The organism is Bradyrhizobium sp. NC92 (assembly GCF_025200865.1).
Taxonomy (GTDB): Bacteria; Pseudomonadota; Alphaproteobacteria; order Rhizobiales; family Xanthobacteraceae; genus Bradyrhizobium.
The window spans coordinates 7286052-7301766 of the sequence record NZ_CP104171.1; the positions used below are offsets into that span (position 1 = coordinate 7286052).

A 15715-nucleotide genomic window follows, 5' to 3' on the forward strand; every position below is an offset into this window, starting at 1 on the left:
AACGGCGCTGGACCACGCGCAGGAGAGTATAGTTTCTCACTTGCATGGCCAAGCGCCGAGCCGAGGTGATGAACGATAGAGTCCAGCCTCGCGAAGCGTCGCGCCGATGGAGCCAGTACCCTTGCGGCGAAGCGCTCAGTAAAGATCTGGCGCCCGCACAGGAGGACATCGCAGCGGAAGCGGCGGGCGGCGATTACCAGGAGCTGGACGATGCGCCCTGCGAGTGGAAGATCGGTCACGCATCTTCGATAATGACTATGGAACACGTCGCGAAACCGTTCCGCGCGATGGGCACAGACTTCCGGACGGCCTGCCAGGACAACGGCCTTATCGCCTTCGTCGTAAGCACCCGCTACGACAAACCCACGCACAGACTAGAGCGGTGGAGTGCTCGCTTGGCGCTGATCACGGTAATCAACGTGACCGACATCCCACAAACTGCATCAAAAGTAAGTCAGAGCCCATCTTGGACGCCGTCCTCCGGTTTAGGAGCAATATTGCAGGCCGAATGATAGCAAAGATTGTGAACGGCCCAACAAAGTCGGTGCGCGGTCCGCAGATCGTTGATCATGAGTCTTGCTCCATCTTTGGCGGCCACGATCATGCTGATTCCTCGTCAGCTTCTCGAAAGCTAAACCTGTTAGCGAGAACGTGTTTATATCCAGATGTCGCGTCAACTGCTCAGATCTGCCAGGAGAATGGGATGGATCCGCTCGACGACCTCAACCCCTTCGAGGTGTCGGGCGTCGATCGGACGCATGACGACGCGCTGCAAACGCAGCAGGCGGACCAAGCGAGCTTTCAGCAGCACCTGAACGAGTTTCACTCCCGCGAGCGCCAATCTCCCAATTCAAATAGCATCGGTGATCTTGTGTCGAGCACAGATGCAGTGCAGTTGAGTATGCAGCACGAGGATCGCGTCGGACAGAGCGCCTCGCGGTCGCCCTCGGATACGGCCTCTGAACAAGGGGGCAATCAGAATGTGTTTTTTGCGGCCACGGATCACCGTGGGCAGTTGCCGGCCGGCAGTCTCGGCCTGACAGATTACCGGCACGTGATGGATGCAGCTGCCGATTGGCCCACCCATGGTGTCGATCAGGAGGAGCATCCGTGGGATGACGTGGTGTCGGAGTGGCCAACGTCCCCAGCGATTCCTTGGGAGCAAGATCTCGGGGCATCGATCCCTGACCGACAGCCCCGCTCAGGCGATGGCAATAGTTTAAGGGGAGGCCGCAGGCTCACCCCGGCCCCGGCGCGGCTGACCGGAGCCTTGCACGGCACAGGCTTCTCCACCTCTAGCTCGGCCGGCAATCTGACGGACCTTGAAGACCCCGTCCTCAGCGAAGCGCGGCTTGACCAGATCCTAGACGCATGGGCTGGCGAGCCAGGGCAGACGGAAAACGAGGACCGGCACGAGGCCATAAGACGAATAAGAGCCTGGGCAGAAGCCGGCTACGTCTATGCACGGCTGGAGCTGACATACCTAGGCTTAACAACATTGCCTGCCGCCTTTCCGCCCGGACTCCAGTCGCTGGACGTCAGCAACAACGAGTTGGTGCATCTGCCCGACGCGCTCCCGGCCGACCTCCGATGGCTCGGCGCCAGCGACAACCGATTGACCAGCCTGCCCGAAACGTTCCCGGCAGGCCTACAGTCACTCGAAATCGGCAACAACCAGCTGACTGGACTGCCCGAGGCTCTTCCGGAAAGCATTTCGACGCTCGCTATCGGCAGCTGCCGGCTGACCAGCCTGCCGGACACACTGCCGGCCGGGCTCCAGGACCTCGATGTCCGCGGTAACCTGCTGACCAGCCTGCCCAACGCACTCCCGACCGGACTTCAGACCCTTGCGGTTGGCGGCAATCGGCTGACTAGCTTACCCGAGACCCTGCCGCCCGACCTCCAGGAGCTCGAAGCCGACGGCAACCGGCTGACCAGCCTGCCCAACGCACTCCCTGCCGAGCTCCGGTTGCTCTTCGCCCGCGACAACAACCTGAACAACCTGCCCGACACCCTCCCGCCTGAGCTTCAGAGACTCCACGTCGGCGTCAACAGGCTGACGAGCTTGCCTGCGACTCTTCCGGCCGAGCTCCAAGTGCTCGAGGTACGAGGTAACCGGCTGACCAGCCTGCCGGAGACGCTGCTAACTCAGCTGGGTCTTGGGTGCATGGTTTATGTAGAGGATAATCCGCTGTCCGAGCGGGTGCGGACGAATCTGGCGGGAGCCCTGAATGCCCCGGGTTATGGCGGTCCGCGCGTCTTCTTCTCGATGAGTGAGGGAACGACTGTCGGTTCAGCGCGACCCTTGAGCGAGGTGGTGGCGGACTGGATGGAGGGCGAGCCGGAGGTGATCGCGGTCTGGCAAAACTTCGCCGACGAGGCGGGTGCGTCGGAATATGCGCTTTTTCTCGACAGGCTGCGGAGCACCGTGAACTATGGCAATCCCGAGTTTCGAAAAGCGGTAGCCGAGGATCTGCGGCAAGCAGCGAGCAGGCCGCACATACGTCAGCAGTATTTCCAGTTGGCGTTTGGGGCGAGCGAGACCTGCCAAGATCGCATCACCCTAACTTGGAACGGCATGCAGACTGCCCGCCTGAACGCTGATGTCGAGGAGGGAGCCTATGACAATCGTCTCGGCGAGCTCGTCCACCAGGCGCGGGTCCTGTTCCGCCTGAGCGCACTCGAGCGTATCGCTCGTCAGAAGGTCGGCTCCCTTCAATTCGTCGACGAGATCGAGGTCTATCTCGCCTATCAGGTCAAGCTGCGCGAGCGGCTGGACCTACAGCTCATCGCTCCGGATATGCGATTCTTTGATGTCTCCTACGTCACTGAGTACGACCTCATCGCGGCCGAGACGCAGGTGCGGAATGAGGAGGCGGCGGGGTTCAGCGATTTTCTGGCGACTCGTTGGCAACCCTGGGAGGCGGTGGTGGGCCGGATCGCCCCCGCAGCCCATGCACAGACGCGGGACCGGCTGATCGCGGCGATGGGCGAGGAGTTCCAGAGCCGCCTCGAGCAACGGCTCGCCGCTCACGACCTGATCGGAAATACCGATGCCGAGTTGCAGTTCGGACCGATGATCCGTGACGAGATCGCCTGCGAAATTAAGGGCGCGCTGATGCAACGAGTGCTTGGGGGCGACGGCGTTGAGCTGTGAAGCAGCCGCCATCCTATTGCGAGGGACCTCAATCTCTCTTCCCACTCAGCCTCGCCAGGTCATGGTGGCTTTCGCGATGCCGGCGCGAATGGACCATTTGTTAAAGACGCTCGGCGGCAGAATCTAAGTGCATGCGCGCGATCGATTTTTCGAGGGATTACAACGGCCCATGCGCGGCAGCAGCGCAAATGCAATTCATCGCTCTCGCAGCGACCGATACTTTTGCTGCGCAAATTTCCCCTTGGCAACTAAGATATCCATATCGGCGAAAGACGCGGACCGATTGACTGGCTCATGGCTCAAGGGGCCGAATTTGCCTTTTACATCCTGATGAGCACCTCAGGGTGTCGATTAACGCAGCTGACCGATCTTCGACAGAAAGTCGAACTGAGGTGATCCATTCACCTGAAGTTCGGCGGGCATCGTCGAGTTAACCGACGTCGGCAAATGCTTTCGTTTTAAATGGGCAGTCCGGCCGAGCGTCGCACTCGACGGCAAAAATCTCAGCGCCGATCGCAAGCTACTCGCAGTTGATACCGCGCTGCGACGCCAACAGGCGGCCGCAAGACCCAACCCGGCGAACTTGTTCGCATCGATGCCGATCCCAAACCGCAATGGCATCGCGTCACCGCGTGAGATCATCTAGCCTAGCAGGTAGGCCGGCATTGAATGGATCAGTTGGCGATGATCGGGCCGATTTTGTATGACACTCTAGGTTTGCCATAGCATGCAGAACCAAGCCGTTCGACCAATCAACGCCGAGCTCAGGCCCCGCGCCGAGCACGAGCAAAGCGTGACGTTGAGACTTCGTGCCCCGAGACCCGACGAGCAGGGAAGCTATATGCCACTTTGCCATCGAAGGCGCACCAAATCGCCGAACGTCGGCTGCGGGCGTGCGCTGCCAAATAAACTGGCGGTTCGAACCTTCCTTTGACTTGCTTGGCTTTAGTTAGGCATGACGCCGCAGCTTCGAAAGACCTAGTGTCCTGAACCAGAAGTTCGCAACATCGGATCTTGCTTTGCCGGGGCATTGTAACGACAGAAGCGCTCGATGGAAGCAAGGATGTCATCGGCGGATTTGGTCCATCGGAACGGCTTGGGATCGGTGTTGTGTCGCTCGATGAACGAGGCGATATCGGCCCTGAGGGCGGCTACGCTGCGATAGACGCCGCGCCTGATCTTCTTATCGGTGAGGAGCGCAAAGAAGCGCTCGACCTGATTGAGCCATGACGAACTGGTCGGGGTCAGGTGCACATGCCATCGCGGCCTTTTAGCCAGCCATCGCCGGATCAGCGGGGTCTTGTGCGTGGCGTAGTTGTCCATGACGAGATGGACGTCGAGCCCGTGCGGCACGGCAGCCTCGATCTCGTCGAGGAACTTGCGGAATTCGGCGGCACGGTGGCGTCCGTAACACTTGCCGATGACCCGTCCGGTCGCAATGTCGAGGGCCGCAAACAGCGAGGTGGTGCCATGCCTTTTGTTGTCATGGCTCCTTCGGGCCGGCTGGCCGGGACGCATCGGCAACATCGGCTGGCTGCGGTCCAAAGCTTGTATTTGAGACTTTCGTCCACGCACAGAACGATGGCGTGCTGCGGCGGCGAGACGTAAAGGCCGACAATGTCGCGGACCTTGGCCACAAAGTTCGGATCGGTCGAGAGCTTGAACGTCTCCATCCGATGCGGCTGGAGCCCGAAGGCCCGCCAGATGCGTTGCACCGTCGACACCGACAGGCCGCTGGCCTTTGCCATGCCGCGGGAGCTCCAATGGGTGGCGTTCTCGGGGCAATTCTCCAGCGTTCGCACGATCACGGCTTCGATCCGGGCATCGTCAACCGTGCGCGGAGCCCCGGAACGCGGCTCATCGTGAAGCCCGGCCACGCGCTGCTCCATAAACCGACGCCGCCACTTGCCTACGGTCTGCCGGTCCAGCCCCAGCTCGGCCGCCACATCCGTGTTCTGACCACCCTCCGCACAGGTCAGTACGATCCGGGCTCTCAGAGCCAGCGCCTGAGCCGTCTTCCGCCGCATCGTCAGCGACGCTAGTTCGGCCCGCTCATCATCGCTCAGTATCAGGGGGGCAAGTTGCCGGACCGCCATTGGAGACTCCGTCGCTGTTTGCCTCCATCCTTGGCACAGCGACACGAATCTAATGCGAATCTGTGATTGCGAACTTGTGACTCGGGACACTAGATGGCTTCCATCGCCGCATCACTAGCGAGACCCGTCAGCTCGTCGAAAGCTGGCTTGAATTGGATTCCGTCACGTCGTGTGCGCACGCGGCTGGCTGGCAACAGGATCCTCGTCGTGCCCGTTTCCTTCAAGACACTGGACTTGAACCTGCTCAACGTCTTCGACGCCGTGATGGAGGAAAGCAGCGTGCTGCGCCCAGCCACAAGGTTGCGCTGAGCCAGTCCGACGTCAGTCATTCGCTTGCCCGGCTTCGTGAGATACTGGAGGATGACCTGTTCGTGCGTACGGCCACGGGCATGCAACCCACGACGCGCGCGCTGACGATGGCGCCCCAGGTTCGCGAGGCCCTTCGAATCCTCGAGGCGACGGTCGAGCTGCCGACCTTCGTCCCGGCGACGTCAACTAAGCAGTTCACGCTCGCCGCCAACGACTTCACGACAATGGTCCTGGCATCTCCGCTCCTGAAACTACTCAGCCGCTTCTATGGCGATAAACCAGATCAGTGGCCACACTAGGCGGCCTTGGCAGTCTGCAGCTTTGGCTTGGAGCGCGCCACGCTGCGAGGACCAGCGATACTGAGCGGTACATCGCCATCGATAGCGCTACGCCTCTCGCCTCCATCTCGGTCACGGGATTTTCCGATGGCGCAGCGCTGGGTCGCGCGGTTATCCCAGATTACAACGTCGCCTGGTTTCCAGCTCCATCTTACGCTATTCTCGGGCGAGGCGAGGTAAGAATGAAGGCGCTCAAACAGCTTCTGGCTCGCATATCTTTCCAGGCCGACGAAGTTCCTCACGGACTCGCCAAGCACGAGCAAGCGCTCGCCCGTCTCGGGATGGACGCGAACAACCGGACGCGCGTCCTCGCAGATGGTTCCGGTGAAGACAGCCCCAAATTGCTTTGCATCCATCTCGGCGGAGTGCCTGGTCAAGGTGCAGTCATAGGTACTGCAGTGCACTGCCCAGAGATTGTCGGCCAGCATCCGCAGCGGCTCTGGAAGATCAAGATACGCGGCCGCAGCGCTTGACCAAACTGTGTCACGGTCATCAGCCGGGATCACGACGCCGCGCAGCACCGAAATCTTCGGACATTCGTCACTGAAACTGACGTCCGTGCGCACCTGGTCCGCATGATCGCTGCGATGATCCGGCGTCATATCCATAGGCGTTAGCAGCGAACCGAGCCTGAGGGCAAAGCGATGCTGTTCGGAATCCTCGAGATGTCCCTGATCACGGAAGAAGATGACCTTGTGCTCAAGGAGTAACTTGCTAATAGCACGGACCATCTCGTCTGATAGTTCATCTGATAGTCTGATGTTCTTGATCTCCGCACCGAGCCGGACCGTAGATTTGACGATATCCGCGCTCGGGATAATGTTGTCTGTCATGTTGCTCATGCTCATTCTCTCGCTATCGTGATGCGCGAACAAAGCTGCGTGATCACTCGGTCGAGGGACCGACTACAGAAGCCACCCAAGTCGGCCTGGTGATGCACCCCTACTCGCTCGCAATGTGGTGCAGCAGTCGCCACAAAAGGCTGCGATGGATCTTGGGCTACAGACCACGACGATCGTGTGACCTGCTCCGTCGCACAGCTCCGACTCCTGCATCGGCCCTGACCAGAGGACGAGTCGACGGGCAGCGATGCCGGGGTCGACGTGCAACATGATCGATTACCTCGCTCTTACATCGCAATCATACGGTCAACAGATGTCCAGTCCATGAAACGAAACCAGCATTCTTTTCGCCGATGAGAAATGTTCGCTCTGTCCAGGAGCTAAGCTTAAAGATATTTTTGGGAACGCACTCCCCACACTGCGCAACAGGTACATTCGAGCTTATTAGCTCGCGCTCTCATCAATCAGGCCGATTACTCAGCGATATTCTATCACAAGTTACCCATACTTGCACATGCAATTTACGCGGTAATACTACATTTGTTTCGTCGCATTGAATTTGGTAGATTGCGCAACGGTTTCATTCGCCTGTCACATACGGAGCAGGCGCGCAGGTCCCAATGCCATCCACGATATCAATTCCCGCTGCGGTTTAATAACTGGCTATATCACTCGTTTTGCGGGATTTCCATTTCAGGGGACCGCTTCAACGTGAACTGGGACTTGTTTCAGTAGCTTGGATATCATCGTTGCCAATCTAGAGGATTGAATTAAGTCGCGACTTGGCGCTCGCACAAATGTCCGATACGTTGAGCGCGGTGACAGGCTCTTCTCGGAAAAGCCGAGACGACCCGCACCGCCAGCCGCGGACGACAATGCCTCGGCGGAGTGACCGTGCACGCAACGCACACCAAGGCGCGCTAATCCGTCTCGGCTTCCATTGGCGTTCTATTTCGGACTCGATTGTATCTCACAAAATGCTTCTTACGTTTGCCAATGCGCGCCACGACGTGCCAGCTCCGCTTCACCACCCTATTTGGGCGCGGAGCCAGGAATGGAAACATCCCGCCTCCTTAGCTCGACTCGACCTTGGGAAACGGGATGATCGTTGTCGCGACGCGAGTCATTTCGGTGGGCCAGCTTCAGGCCAATCTGCGAATTCCATCTCGAATTGACGAGAACTGACGGGTTTGATCGTGAAATTTAAGGTCCTTCCTGAGAGAGCCGCCAACGATCCGGATGCGAACTTAAACACCATCTTACCGGAAGTTGCCATGCCAATAGCCCTGTTGTTCTCCGTGACAGAGGAACCGGTCGCCTCTAAGAGTTGACCAACCGCAATTCCGTCGAGCGCGCGGTAAACGTCGATAGAACCCAAGTACCTGCCTTTCTCACTGTCCCACTCGCTGACCGACAGTCCCGTAATTCCCCCGTCCTTCAACAAACCGTCGGAAACGCGGCAGGTGTATTGAAAGCTTACAATGGTGCGCCCATTCCGATCACCTGACGGCTCTCGATCGGTGCCATCTATGGTGCACTCGTAGCGCCGCGTTGCGTCCGCGCGCGCAATCTCATTCAGCCAAAGCAGCCCGCAAACGACACATAGTACCATACACAGAGAGAGCTGTTTCATTGCCTATACTCCGCCGATATGCCAGCGTAGCGTTGTACAACCTGACGCTACGAGCGGTTCAAGCCCATCGAATGTGTTCGGATGGGTGCTCCTCATAGTCAGATCGGCATGTTTCCGAGCCGAGGTAAGCACCGGCGTACTCGCTGGAATGAAGCTCAACGCTGCTGGGGAGCACAACGAGCAATTCGATCATAGGGATCAACGACGGCTCAGAAACAATGTATCGGCGGTTTAGGCCGGGTTGGAGTTCTCCGGTCCCTTCCGCGACCGCTGCCGCAAGCCGGCCTCGCGGTCATGCGGAGTCTCGACTGGCTGCATTTGGAGTTTCCCTAGCCGGTGCGCGAATGCCGAGAGCCTGGCGACGAGAGGTGCAAGATCGGCCGCCGGCAGGTGAAGACGCTGATGCGGCGGATTGGGTTAGAGGCGCTTTATCGCCGTCCGCGCGCCATCAGACCCGAGCCCGGCCGCAAGATCCATCAATATCTGCTGCGCGCCATGCGGCAGCACGCCGGATCATGCCTCCTTTACCCTGCTGTCATTCCGCATGGAAGCCCACCCCCGGGAGAGGTCGATCTACCGTTTCGAGGACCAATTGGCAATTAAGTCCGAGGTGTCGCGCAAAGTCGAAGAGCTCGGCTGGACCGAGAGCAACTTGGCTAGAGACAAGTAGCAGGTCAAAGATGAAATTCGAGCCGCCTGCCGTTAAGCGATCAATGCACAAACTGCCGCTGGTCTCTTCAAGCCCGCGCTTGCGCATGGCCGCCAGACTCCCACCTTTCAGGCAACTCGATCCATATATCTGCAGGACCATGCAAGAGTGTATCCTGATCCGGTACAAAGATATTGTCAGGCACTCTGAGGCCACGACCAAGGGCGACTCCACTGATTATAAAGGGAAGCTCGATCAGCTTCTGATCTTCAAAGCTGTCAGCGCCAACAATGCGAAGGGATTCCAATTCGAACCGTCGGAATTTGATCAGCCGTCTTGCCGACGCTATCAGGTCTTGGGCGCACGACACTCCCCGCGCTGCCTCTTTTCTCAGGTAGTCCAGCGCCAAGAAGAGAGACGAAAGCTCGTCCAGCTCGGAACGATTGAAGTGTCGCAAACGTGATGAAATAGGCACTCCGTTCTTGTATCGCACGGTCGGCACAAATCGTATCTCGCAATCAAGAAGCAGGTCTGCCACCGCTCGCTTCACGAGAAGGGCCTGTCCAATATCTTTCAAGCCAAAATAACTGCGAGATGGGCGAGCGAAACAGATCCAGCGGATGCATCCGGTGATACCTTCCATGAGGAGTCCATGAGGCCCGTTCGCACGCAGCGGATAATCCCCTTGAGACACAAACGTTCGATATCCTGGCGGGAACATCTCCGCGTCCGTCGTGGAAATGACGGCAGAAGCGCCCGCTCCTAGCGCAAGCGCAATGTCATCCTGCAGATTGAACTCGTATTCAGGACCTGGGCTGAGCTGAATCTTGTTCGGATAGACTGTGACAATGGCCACGTCGTTCTCGACTGCGGCCCTCCTGATCAACTCCGCGTGCCCCTGATGCAACGCACCTAACGTGTGTACTGTGCCGATCGTTCGACCTCGTCTTGCCATGTCAGTAATGAACGCCTTGCCAGCTGAAAGAGACGCTAGATGCATGTATCCTGCTCCGTGTTGTTGATTGCACAGCAGCTGGGCTGCTCGGTCAGACAGGACGCGTGGTGAGAGCTGGCCTCACACTGGCCACGCGCGACCGCTCAAGAGCGCCTGGAGTCCCGCCACAGCGCCCATGCATCGTGCTCCTCCTTTTTCTTCCGCGATGACATCTGGCCTCGATCGCCATGCGCATTTTGGCTTAAATCAGCTTGATCCCTCTCGACCGCGACTCATTAGCGATGAGAAGTCAGCCAGATACTCTGAAGGCTTGTATTTCCGATCTTCGACGCCCTCCAAAGCGGCTTGGAGCCCAGGACATCTGTCGGCAAAGAACGGCGGTTCAAAAGTCGTTATCTCTGCATCCGAAAAGTCGGTCTTTACGAAGCTTGCCTGGAACGGCGTAACTCCACTCAAGTTTGCCTTGCGGAGAGACGACTGATTCATTCGAACATATGCAGTACGGGCGGCTTCCAGGTTGCTGCCGGTCATTCCTGCCGCAATATATGACTGAACAAGATTGGCTCCTTCGAAATTGGCGCGATTCAAGGCCATAGATTGCGGAGGATCACCGGTAATCATTGATCGATACAGATACGCCTGTGAAAAATCAGCGTCATCGATATCGCAGTCGCGTATGAACGCACAGCGCGCACGAAAGCCGCCCAGTCGAGCGTCGCGCATCGTGCTTTCGGTGATTGAAATGGTCTCTCCTGATGCGCGAGATAGATCAGCCCCATCGAGCTGGCAAGAGCGAATAGATACTCCGTTCAACACCGCGCCGACGAGGTTGGCTCTGACTAGATTTACAGACAGAAGTCGCGCCTCAGATAGGTCCGCCTCTTCGAACTCCGCCTTCGCAAGATTTGAGAGGCTGAAATCCGAGAAGGGGGCGCTCAGTGCCTTGGCCAGGATGAGACCGCTTGCCTTTGCAAGCCTGAAATAGGGAAGATGAGCGTTCTCTAGAACAAGACCGTCAACCGACGTGGGGCGCAGGATCGATAGACACTCCCCCCTCGACTGCAGAAGCGAGCTTCCGGTGAGATGCGCCTTGGTCATTGTGACCTGGTTTAACTTGGCAAAATGGAAGGACGAGCGAGGCAGGTAGCATTCATTGATCGCCGACCCTTGCAGTTCGGCGCCATCAAAGACAGCCTGGCTTGCGTCACACTGATAGAAGAGAACGCCACTTAGGACTGCATTGTCGAAACGCGTTCTCCTCATGCTGCATCCATGGAACAGGCTACCTGTTGCATCGACGAGATTACGCAAACTTGCATCATCGAAATTGCAGACCTGAGCGGCGATGGCATGCATATACGCAAAATCGAGCTTGGCTCCGCGGAAGCTTGCTCGCTCTAATCCTGGGCAGATAAGGTTGGCCTCGGACAGATCGGCTCCATCCAGCTTCGCTCCGTGCAGCTGCGCACGATTGAGAACGCATCGCCGCAACGGAAAGCCGGATAGATCGTGACCGTTAAAGTTCTCGGAGGATAGCTGCAGGCCGATGCCAGTTTTCTTGATCGTTTCCTCGGTTCGCTTTCCCACGGCGGCGAACGCGGATACGCGATCACTGTTTCGGCTCCAATAGCGGACAAAGTCACCATCTGCCGAAGATTGGCTTACCGTCGGTGGACGGATTCCCAGCTCCTCATGCACGCTGAACTGGCTATTGGTATCGATGGCCTGCGTCACTGTCGACATCTTCCATTCTCGATGATGAGCGCACTTTCTCAGCCTCCGTTACGATATTCTGCATAGCCTTGCCTGTTTCAGGTAGCCGACGTTTGCGCTTCATAGCGGTCTTGGAACTCCCTTCTGTGCCCAGCATCATCACTCACACCAGGATGTAAACTGCCTGACCGGCCCTTTTGGAACTGTGCCATCAAGAGCCGACACGCGCGATAAGCCTAAGCAACTTGTGGCAGACGGACGTGATCTCCCCACGACCTCCCTACGGATGTTTATCAGTGTGTTGGCAGTAGACCGAAGGAGCCGCAACTCGGGTTACCTCCAAAGTTTCATGCAGTCGTTATTCTAGCGGTCAGCCTTTACGAGGCACTTCAATAGCAATGTCTGTGCCAGCCCTCATCTATCCTGATTTGACGTTGAATGCGTGTTCAGGCACGAACGTGGCAGACGCCGCCAGAATTTCGTAACTGAGAGGACTCGCGTCTCTGTCACAAACGGGACAATGGTTCGCAACGCTTGAGACGGCACGTCCCGCTTGTTCGCTATGGCTTGACCCGAAGGGGCACGAAGGCGATGTCGCTCTCTATGGCGATCCAGCTTTAGTTTACTTCAATGCACGTACGCGCATTCTCCAGATGTCGGGCCATTGAGCCATAAATCGCCAATCGCTTTCCGTTTCCTCAGTTTTCGTAGCGAAGTTCTGAAGGATGGAGCTGGGACTAGCGGTCCACCTGAAGGCGCGTGAAATTGCAAGAGCGGATCACCTGTCGCTTTCATAGACGTCGGCCGTACCGGATCGGCGCCTTAGTTGATGAGCGTGAAGAAGCTTTCGACCTAATTGAGGCAGGAAGCATGGACGGTGTGAAGTGAATGGCCCGCGCGAACATCGGCCGAGCCAGGTCCTGACCTTGGAGGCTTCGGTGGTGTGGTTGTCCAGAGGGGGAGGCAAGCTGGGCCGGCGTTCGATGTGCCTTAGAATGGGCCGCAACTCCTTGTGACTACGCGTTGTAGCATCTTCTTCCGAATCAAACGGCTTGCCTCGGTATGAAGGCGGAGCGAACTCTTAGTAAGCAGCCCCGCATTCCTAAGATTATCACTCGCCAATAACCGTGATTCACGCGATCAAGTGACGGTTCTGAGAGCACGCCTGCTCGCCAGCAGATGGAACCGCAGGACGAGGAGCGTCGCGTAGATGGTTGTCCCGATTGACAAGCCAACCCAGACACCGATTGCACCAAGCCCGACCTTCAAACCCAGCACGTATCCAAGTGAGAAACCGATCAACCAATAGGCAATGCCGACGAACAGAAGCGGCACCCGGGTGTCCTTCAGTCCGCGCAGACCGCCCGCCGCAATGCTCTGCGCGGCATCAGTAATAAAGAGACTGGCTGCGACGATAAGGAGCTCTGCAGCTAGTCCGATCGTTGCGTCAGCACCTCCGGCGGATTTCTCAAGAAATAGCTCGGCGATCTCAAAACGCGCGACGATCACCGCAACCGTCAGCAGCGCAGCAATGAAGGTACCGAGCAGTATCGCGACCAGGCCTGCCCGCTGGATGCCGGGACCGTCGTTGCAGCCGAGCGCATGGCCAACCCGCACGGCCGCCGCCATGCTGATGCCGAAAGCGATCATGGATGTAATGACGGTGATCTGAAGCGCGACCTGATGAGCAGCGAGTGCACTGGTGCTAATTAGACCGGCCAGGAGCGCGGCAGCCGACAAAACTCCGTACTGCATCAGGGAGGCGATTGAAATCGGAGTTCCGATCACGATTAGCTGTCGCAAGAAGGGCCAATCGGGTTGCCAGAGATCTGCAAGCATGTGGTAGTCACGGAAAGGACGACGCATCATGGCAAACCACAAACCGGCCAGGAACATCGCACAGTTCACCAACGTGCTCGCAAGCGCCGCCCCGAACAGCTCAAGCCGCGGCAGCCCGAGCTTCCCATCGACCAGCAGGTACACGAGCAGGGCATTGAGGGGGATCGCCGCCAGTGAGATCCACAAAATCGGCTCCGGCCGCTTAACCGCACTCATGAAATTGCGGATGGCCTGAAGCCCTAGCGCTGGCACCACGCCCAAGACCAGTCCGAACAGATATTGCTGGGCGAGCCGCGCCGCGTCTGGCGCCTGACCGAGAGCAAGCAATATTTGCTCTCCGCCAAACGCAAATGCGATGATCGGGAACGAAAGCATCAGCGCCGCCCACAGCCCCGTGCGCAGTGCGCGCTGTACCATAGCAAAATTCCCGGCCCCATAGGCCTGCGCCGCCAAAGGCGCGATCGGCGCGAGCAGGCCCGCGCCAAAGGTGAAGCTGACGAGATAGAGCGTGACGGCCAGGGCAGCCGCGGCGAGTGCCTCAGGCCCGATGTGCCCGATAAAGGCAAGATCTGTCGTCATCATCGCGACCTGCGCAAGCTGGGTCAACACCATCGGCCACGCGAGCTTTACAGTTTCCCTGAGTTCGACAGTGAGGTGTTGGCCAGCCGCTCGTCCCGTCATTCCGAACCGCAAAGCTGATACTGGTCTTCTTTCGACTATCTTGTTCATGGATTGCTGCTCGATCTGCCTCGTCCGCAAAGGACGTCTTGTTCCGCCGAGAGGGATACTTTTTCCCGCCCTGAATTCGTGATGGCCTACCGATGCGGAAACGTGGCGGCCCGCCTGGGCAGCTGCGTCTCACAGAGGAGGCGCGCGTCGGCTTAGACCTGCCGTTAGGCTTAGGGTCTGGCGACTGCTCGCCCGCTGATGAGCACCTTGATCAGTGCCTCCGCCATCGCATCGCCTTTTTTGGCGCGTGTTAAGCGCAAAGAAGACGCAGCAGGTGGCTGGCACGCCGAATGGTCGGTCATCGGCATCGCGCCATCGGTGCCGGCGCGGACTGCGATAGCAGTTGCTCGATCACGGTGGCGAAACGCGGCGCGAGCTTGCATCGAGACAGACAATGGCTTTCTGGGACTCGTAATCGCACGCGACGCATAGGTGAACTGAGAGGCCTTCATCTTATGAGCCATCGCTGCAATTCCTCGAGCATGCAATGCTGAATGACAGCTCCTTTTCAAGGCTCGTGCCAACTGCGAGAGCTTGATTTGTAAGGCTATTTGCTCAAGCGGACGTGTCCTGGGCCCGACAGCATAGTCGCAAATCACACAGTCGGTATCAGAGACGAGCCCATAGCGCGTAATTATGCGGCAATTTATCCGCGCAGAAATCTCAACAGGCGGATGCCGATGTGACAACCTCCCACCCACCAACGCGCCAATGAGCTAAACCGAACTCTCGACGCGAATGGCAACAATCAGCACTGCCCCTCGCGCGTGCATCGCGATCGACGATGGCCGAGAACATTATGATCGTCGAGCTGTTGCGTGACGACCTCTCACGCGTTTGCGCTCCGCATTCGGTCCAAGTTCCTGCGCTGTGTCACTCCGACTCCGATGTCTCCGCATGTCGTGCATATGAAGCACAGACCCGCATTAAGCAGGCAGACGTTGATGTCGTCCGGCAGCACCGCCACCGCCTCGTCGACGGTCTAAAGCGCCGTTGCTCAACCCCCGGCCTTGATCGCCGGCGCATGTTCGGGCGAAGACCGCTCGGTCAATTCGTGCTTGTACTTTTGCTCTTCTGCGTTGACCTTCGGCGATCCACTCCGCATCGCGGATTTCGCTTCATCGTTTGTGCCGTCAGGTGCCGTTGAGAACTATCAGCAAAACGTCATCGAGTTGCATCGGATGATCGATTAAGGTGATCTGGCCGTCTTGATCGACGAGGAAGGAGGTGGAAATTTCGCAAGAACTGGCAAACATCCAAGCTTGTCCATTTCACCTGTCGCATGCGATCCGACAATTCAGATTCGGCTTTTTTTGTCAAGCGTTCGTCCAACTGAATTCGGACCTCATCCCGCGTTGGAGCTCGTTCATAAAGCTGCGGCTCCGATGACCTCAAGTCCCGCTGCCTTTATATTTCTCTTGACCTGCTCCAGATGGGATATCGCCGCCCAGCTCC

At 58.0% G+C, this 15715-nt stretch carries 10 protein-coding genes and 3 pseudogenes; 6 read left to right on the top strand and 7 right to left on the bottom strand.

From position 1 onward, the window contains the following. Positions 1 to 68: 68 nt before the first annotated feature. Positions 69 to 512 (top strand): hypothetical protein, encoded by a 444-nt coding sequence (locus tag N2602_RS33910; protein WP_260380820.1) that lies wholly within the window; start codon positions 69 to 71, stop codon positions 510 to 512. Between the two features lie 191 nt (positions 513 to 703). Next, the gene (locus tag N2602_RS33915) at positions 704 to 3157 is read left to right on the top strand and encodes an NEL-type E3 ubiquitin ligase domain-containing protein (protein WP_260380821.1); all 2454 of its coding nucleotides are present in this window, start codon (positions 704 to 706) and stop codon (positions 3155 to 3157) included. Positions 3158 to 4135: 978 nt separating this feature from the next. Here N2602_RS33915 and N2602_RS33920 read toward each other — a convergent pair. Next, positions 4136 to 5103, bottom strand: a pseudogene (locus tag N2602_RS33920) (IS630 family transposase). A gap of 243 nt (positions 5104 to 5346) precedes the next feature. On the opposite strand from N2602_RS33920, the gene N2602_RS33925 reads away from it, so the two are divergent. From N2602_RS33925 to N2602_RS33935, 3 genes and pseudogenes are all read left to right on the top strand, one after another. Further along, complete coding sequence (locus N2602_RS33925; protein ID WP_260383837.1) at positions 5347 to 5562, top strand: hypothetical protein; 216 nt, start codon at positions 5347 to 5349, stop codon at positions 5560 to 5562. Then, positions 5559 to 5606: pseudogene (locus N2602_RS33930) on the top strand (hypothetical protein); the annotation flags it as partial. The gene N2602_RS33925 and the pseudogene N2602_RS33930, both read left to right, overlap by 4 nt. Before the next feature lie 18 nt (positions 5607 to 5624). Next, complete coding sequence (locus N2602_RS33935; protein WP_260383838.1) at positions 5625 to 5861, top strand: hypothetical protein; 237 nt, start codon at positions 5625 to 5627, stop codon at positions 5859 to 5861. On the opposite strand, the gene N2602_RS33940 is transcribed toward N2602_RS33935, so the two are convergent. Both N2602_RS33940 and N2602_RS33945 read right to left on the bottom strand, forming a co-directional pair. Continuing rightward, on the bottom strand, positions 5858 to 6748 hold the full coding sequence (locus N2602_RS33940; protein WP_128266711.1) for a TauD/TfdA family dioxygenase: 891 nt from the start codon (positions 6746 to 6748) through the stop codon (positions 5858 to 5860). The two genes, N2602_RS33935 and N2602_RS33940, sit on opposite strands and share 4 nt — an antisense overlap. Positions 6749 to 7865: 1117 nt before the next feature. Beyond that, on the bottom strand, positions 7866 to 8375 hold the full coding sequence (locus tag N2602_RS33945; protein ID WP_128266710.1) for a hypothetical protein: 510 nt from the start codon (positions 8373 to 8375) through the stop codon (positions 7866 to 7868). 243 nt (positions 8376 to 8618) lie between these two features. On the opposite strand from N2602_RS33945, the pseudogene N2602_RS33950 reads away from it, so the two are divergent. After that, a pseudogene (locus N2602_RS33950) lies at positions 8619 to 8873 on the top strand (IS3 family transposase); the annotation flags it as partial. A gap of 239 nt (positions 8874 to 9112) precedes the next feature. Here the strand turns inward: N2602_RS33950 and N2602_RS33955 are convergent. From N2602_RS33955 to N2602_RS33970, 4 genes are all read right to left on the bottom strand, one after another. Then, the gene (locus tag N2602_RS33955; protein WP_128266709.1) at positions 9113 to 10024 is read right to left on the bottom strand and encodes a pantoate--beta-alanine ligase; all 912 of its coding nucleotides are present in this window, start codon (positions 10022 to 10024) and stop codon (positions 9113 to 9115) included. 201 nt (positions 10025 to 10225) lie between these two features. After that, complete coding sequence (locus tag N2602_RS33960) at positions 10226 to 11722, bottom strand: pentapeptide repeat-containing protein (RefSeq protein WP_244941548.1); 1497 nt, start codon at positions 11720 to 11722, stop codon at positions 10226 to 10228. Between the two features lie 1110 nt (positions 11723 to 12832). After that, positions 12833 to 14260, bottom strand: coding sequence for an MATE family efflux transporter (locus N2602_RS33965; RefSeq protein ID WP_128266708.1), 1428 nt, complete (start codon positions 14258 to 14260; stop codon positions 12833 to 12835). A gap of 170 nt (positions 14261 to 14430) precedes the next feature. Beyond that, a complete protein-coding gene (locus N2602_RS33970; RefSeq protein WP_128266707.1) occupies positions 14431 to 14724 on the bottom strand; it encodes a hypothetical protein in 294 nt (97 codons plus the stop codon). Positions 14725 to 15715: the final 991 nt, after the last annotated feature.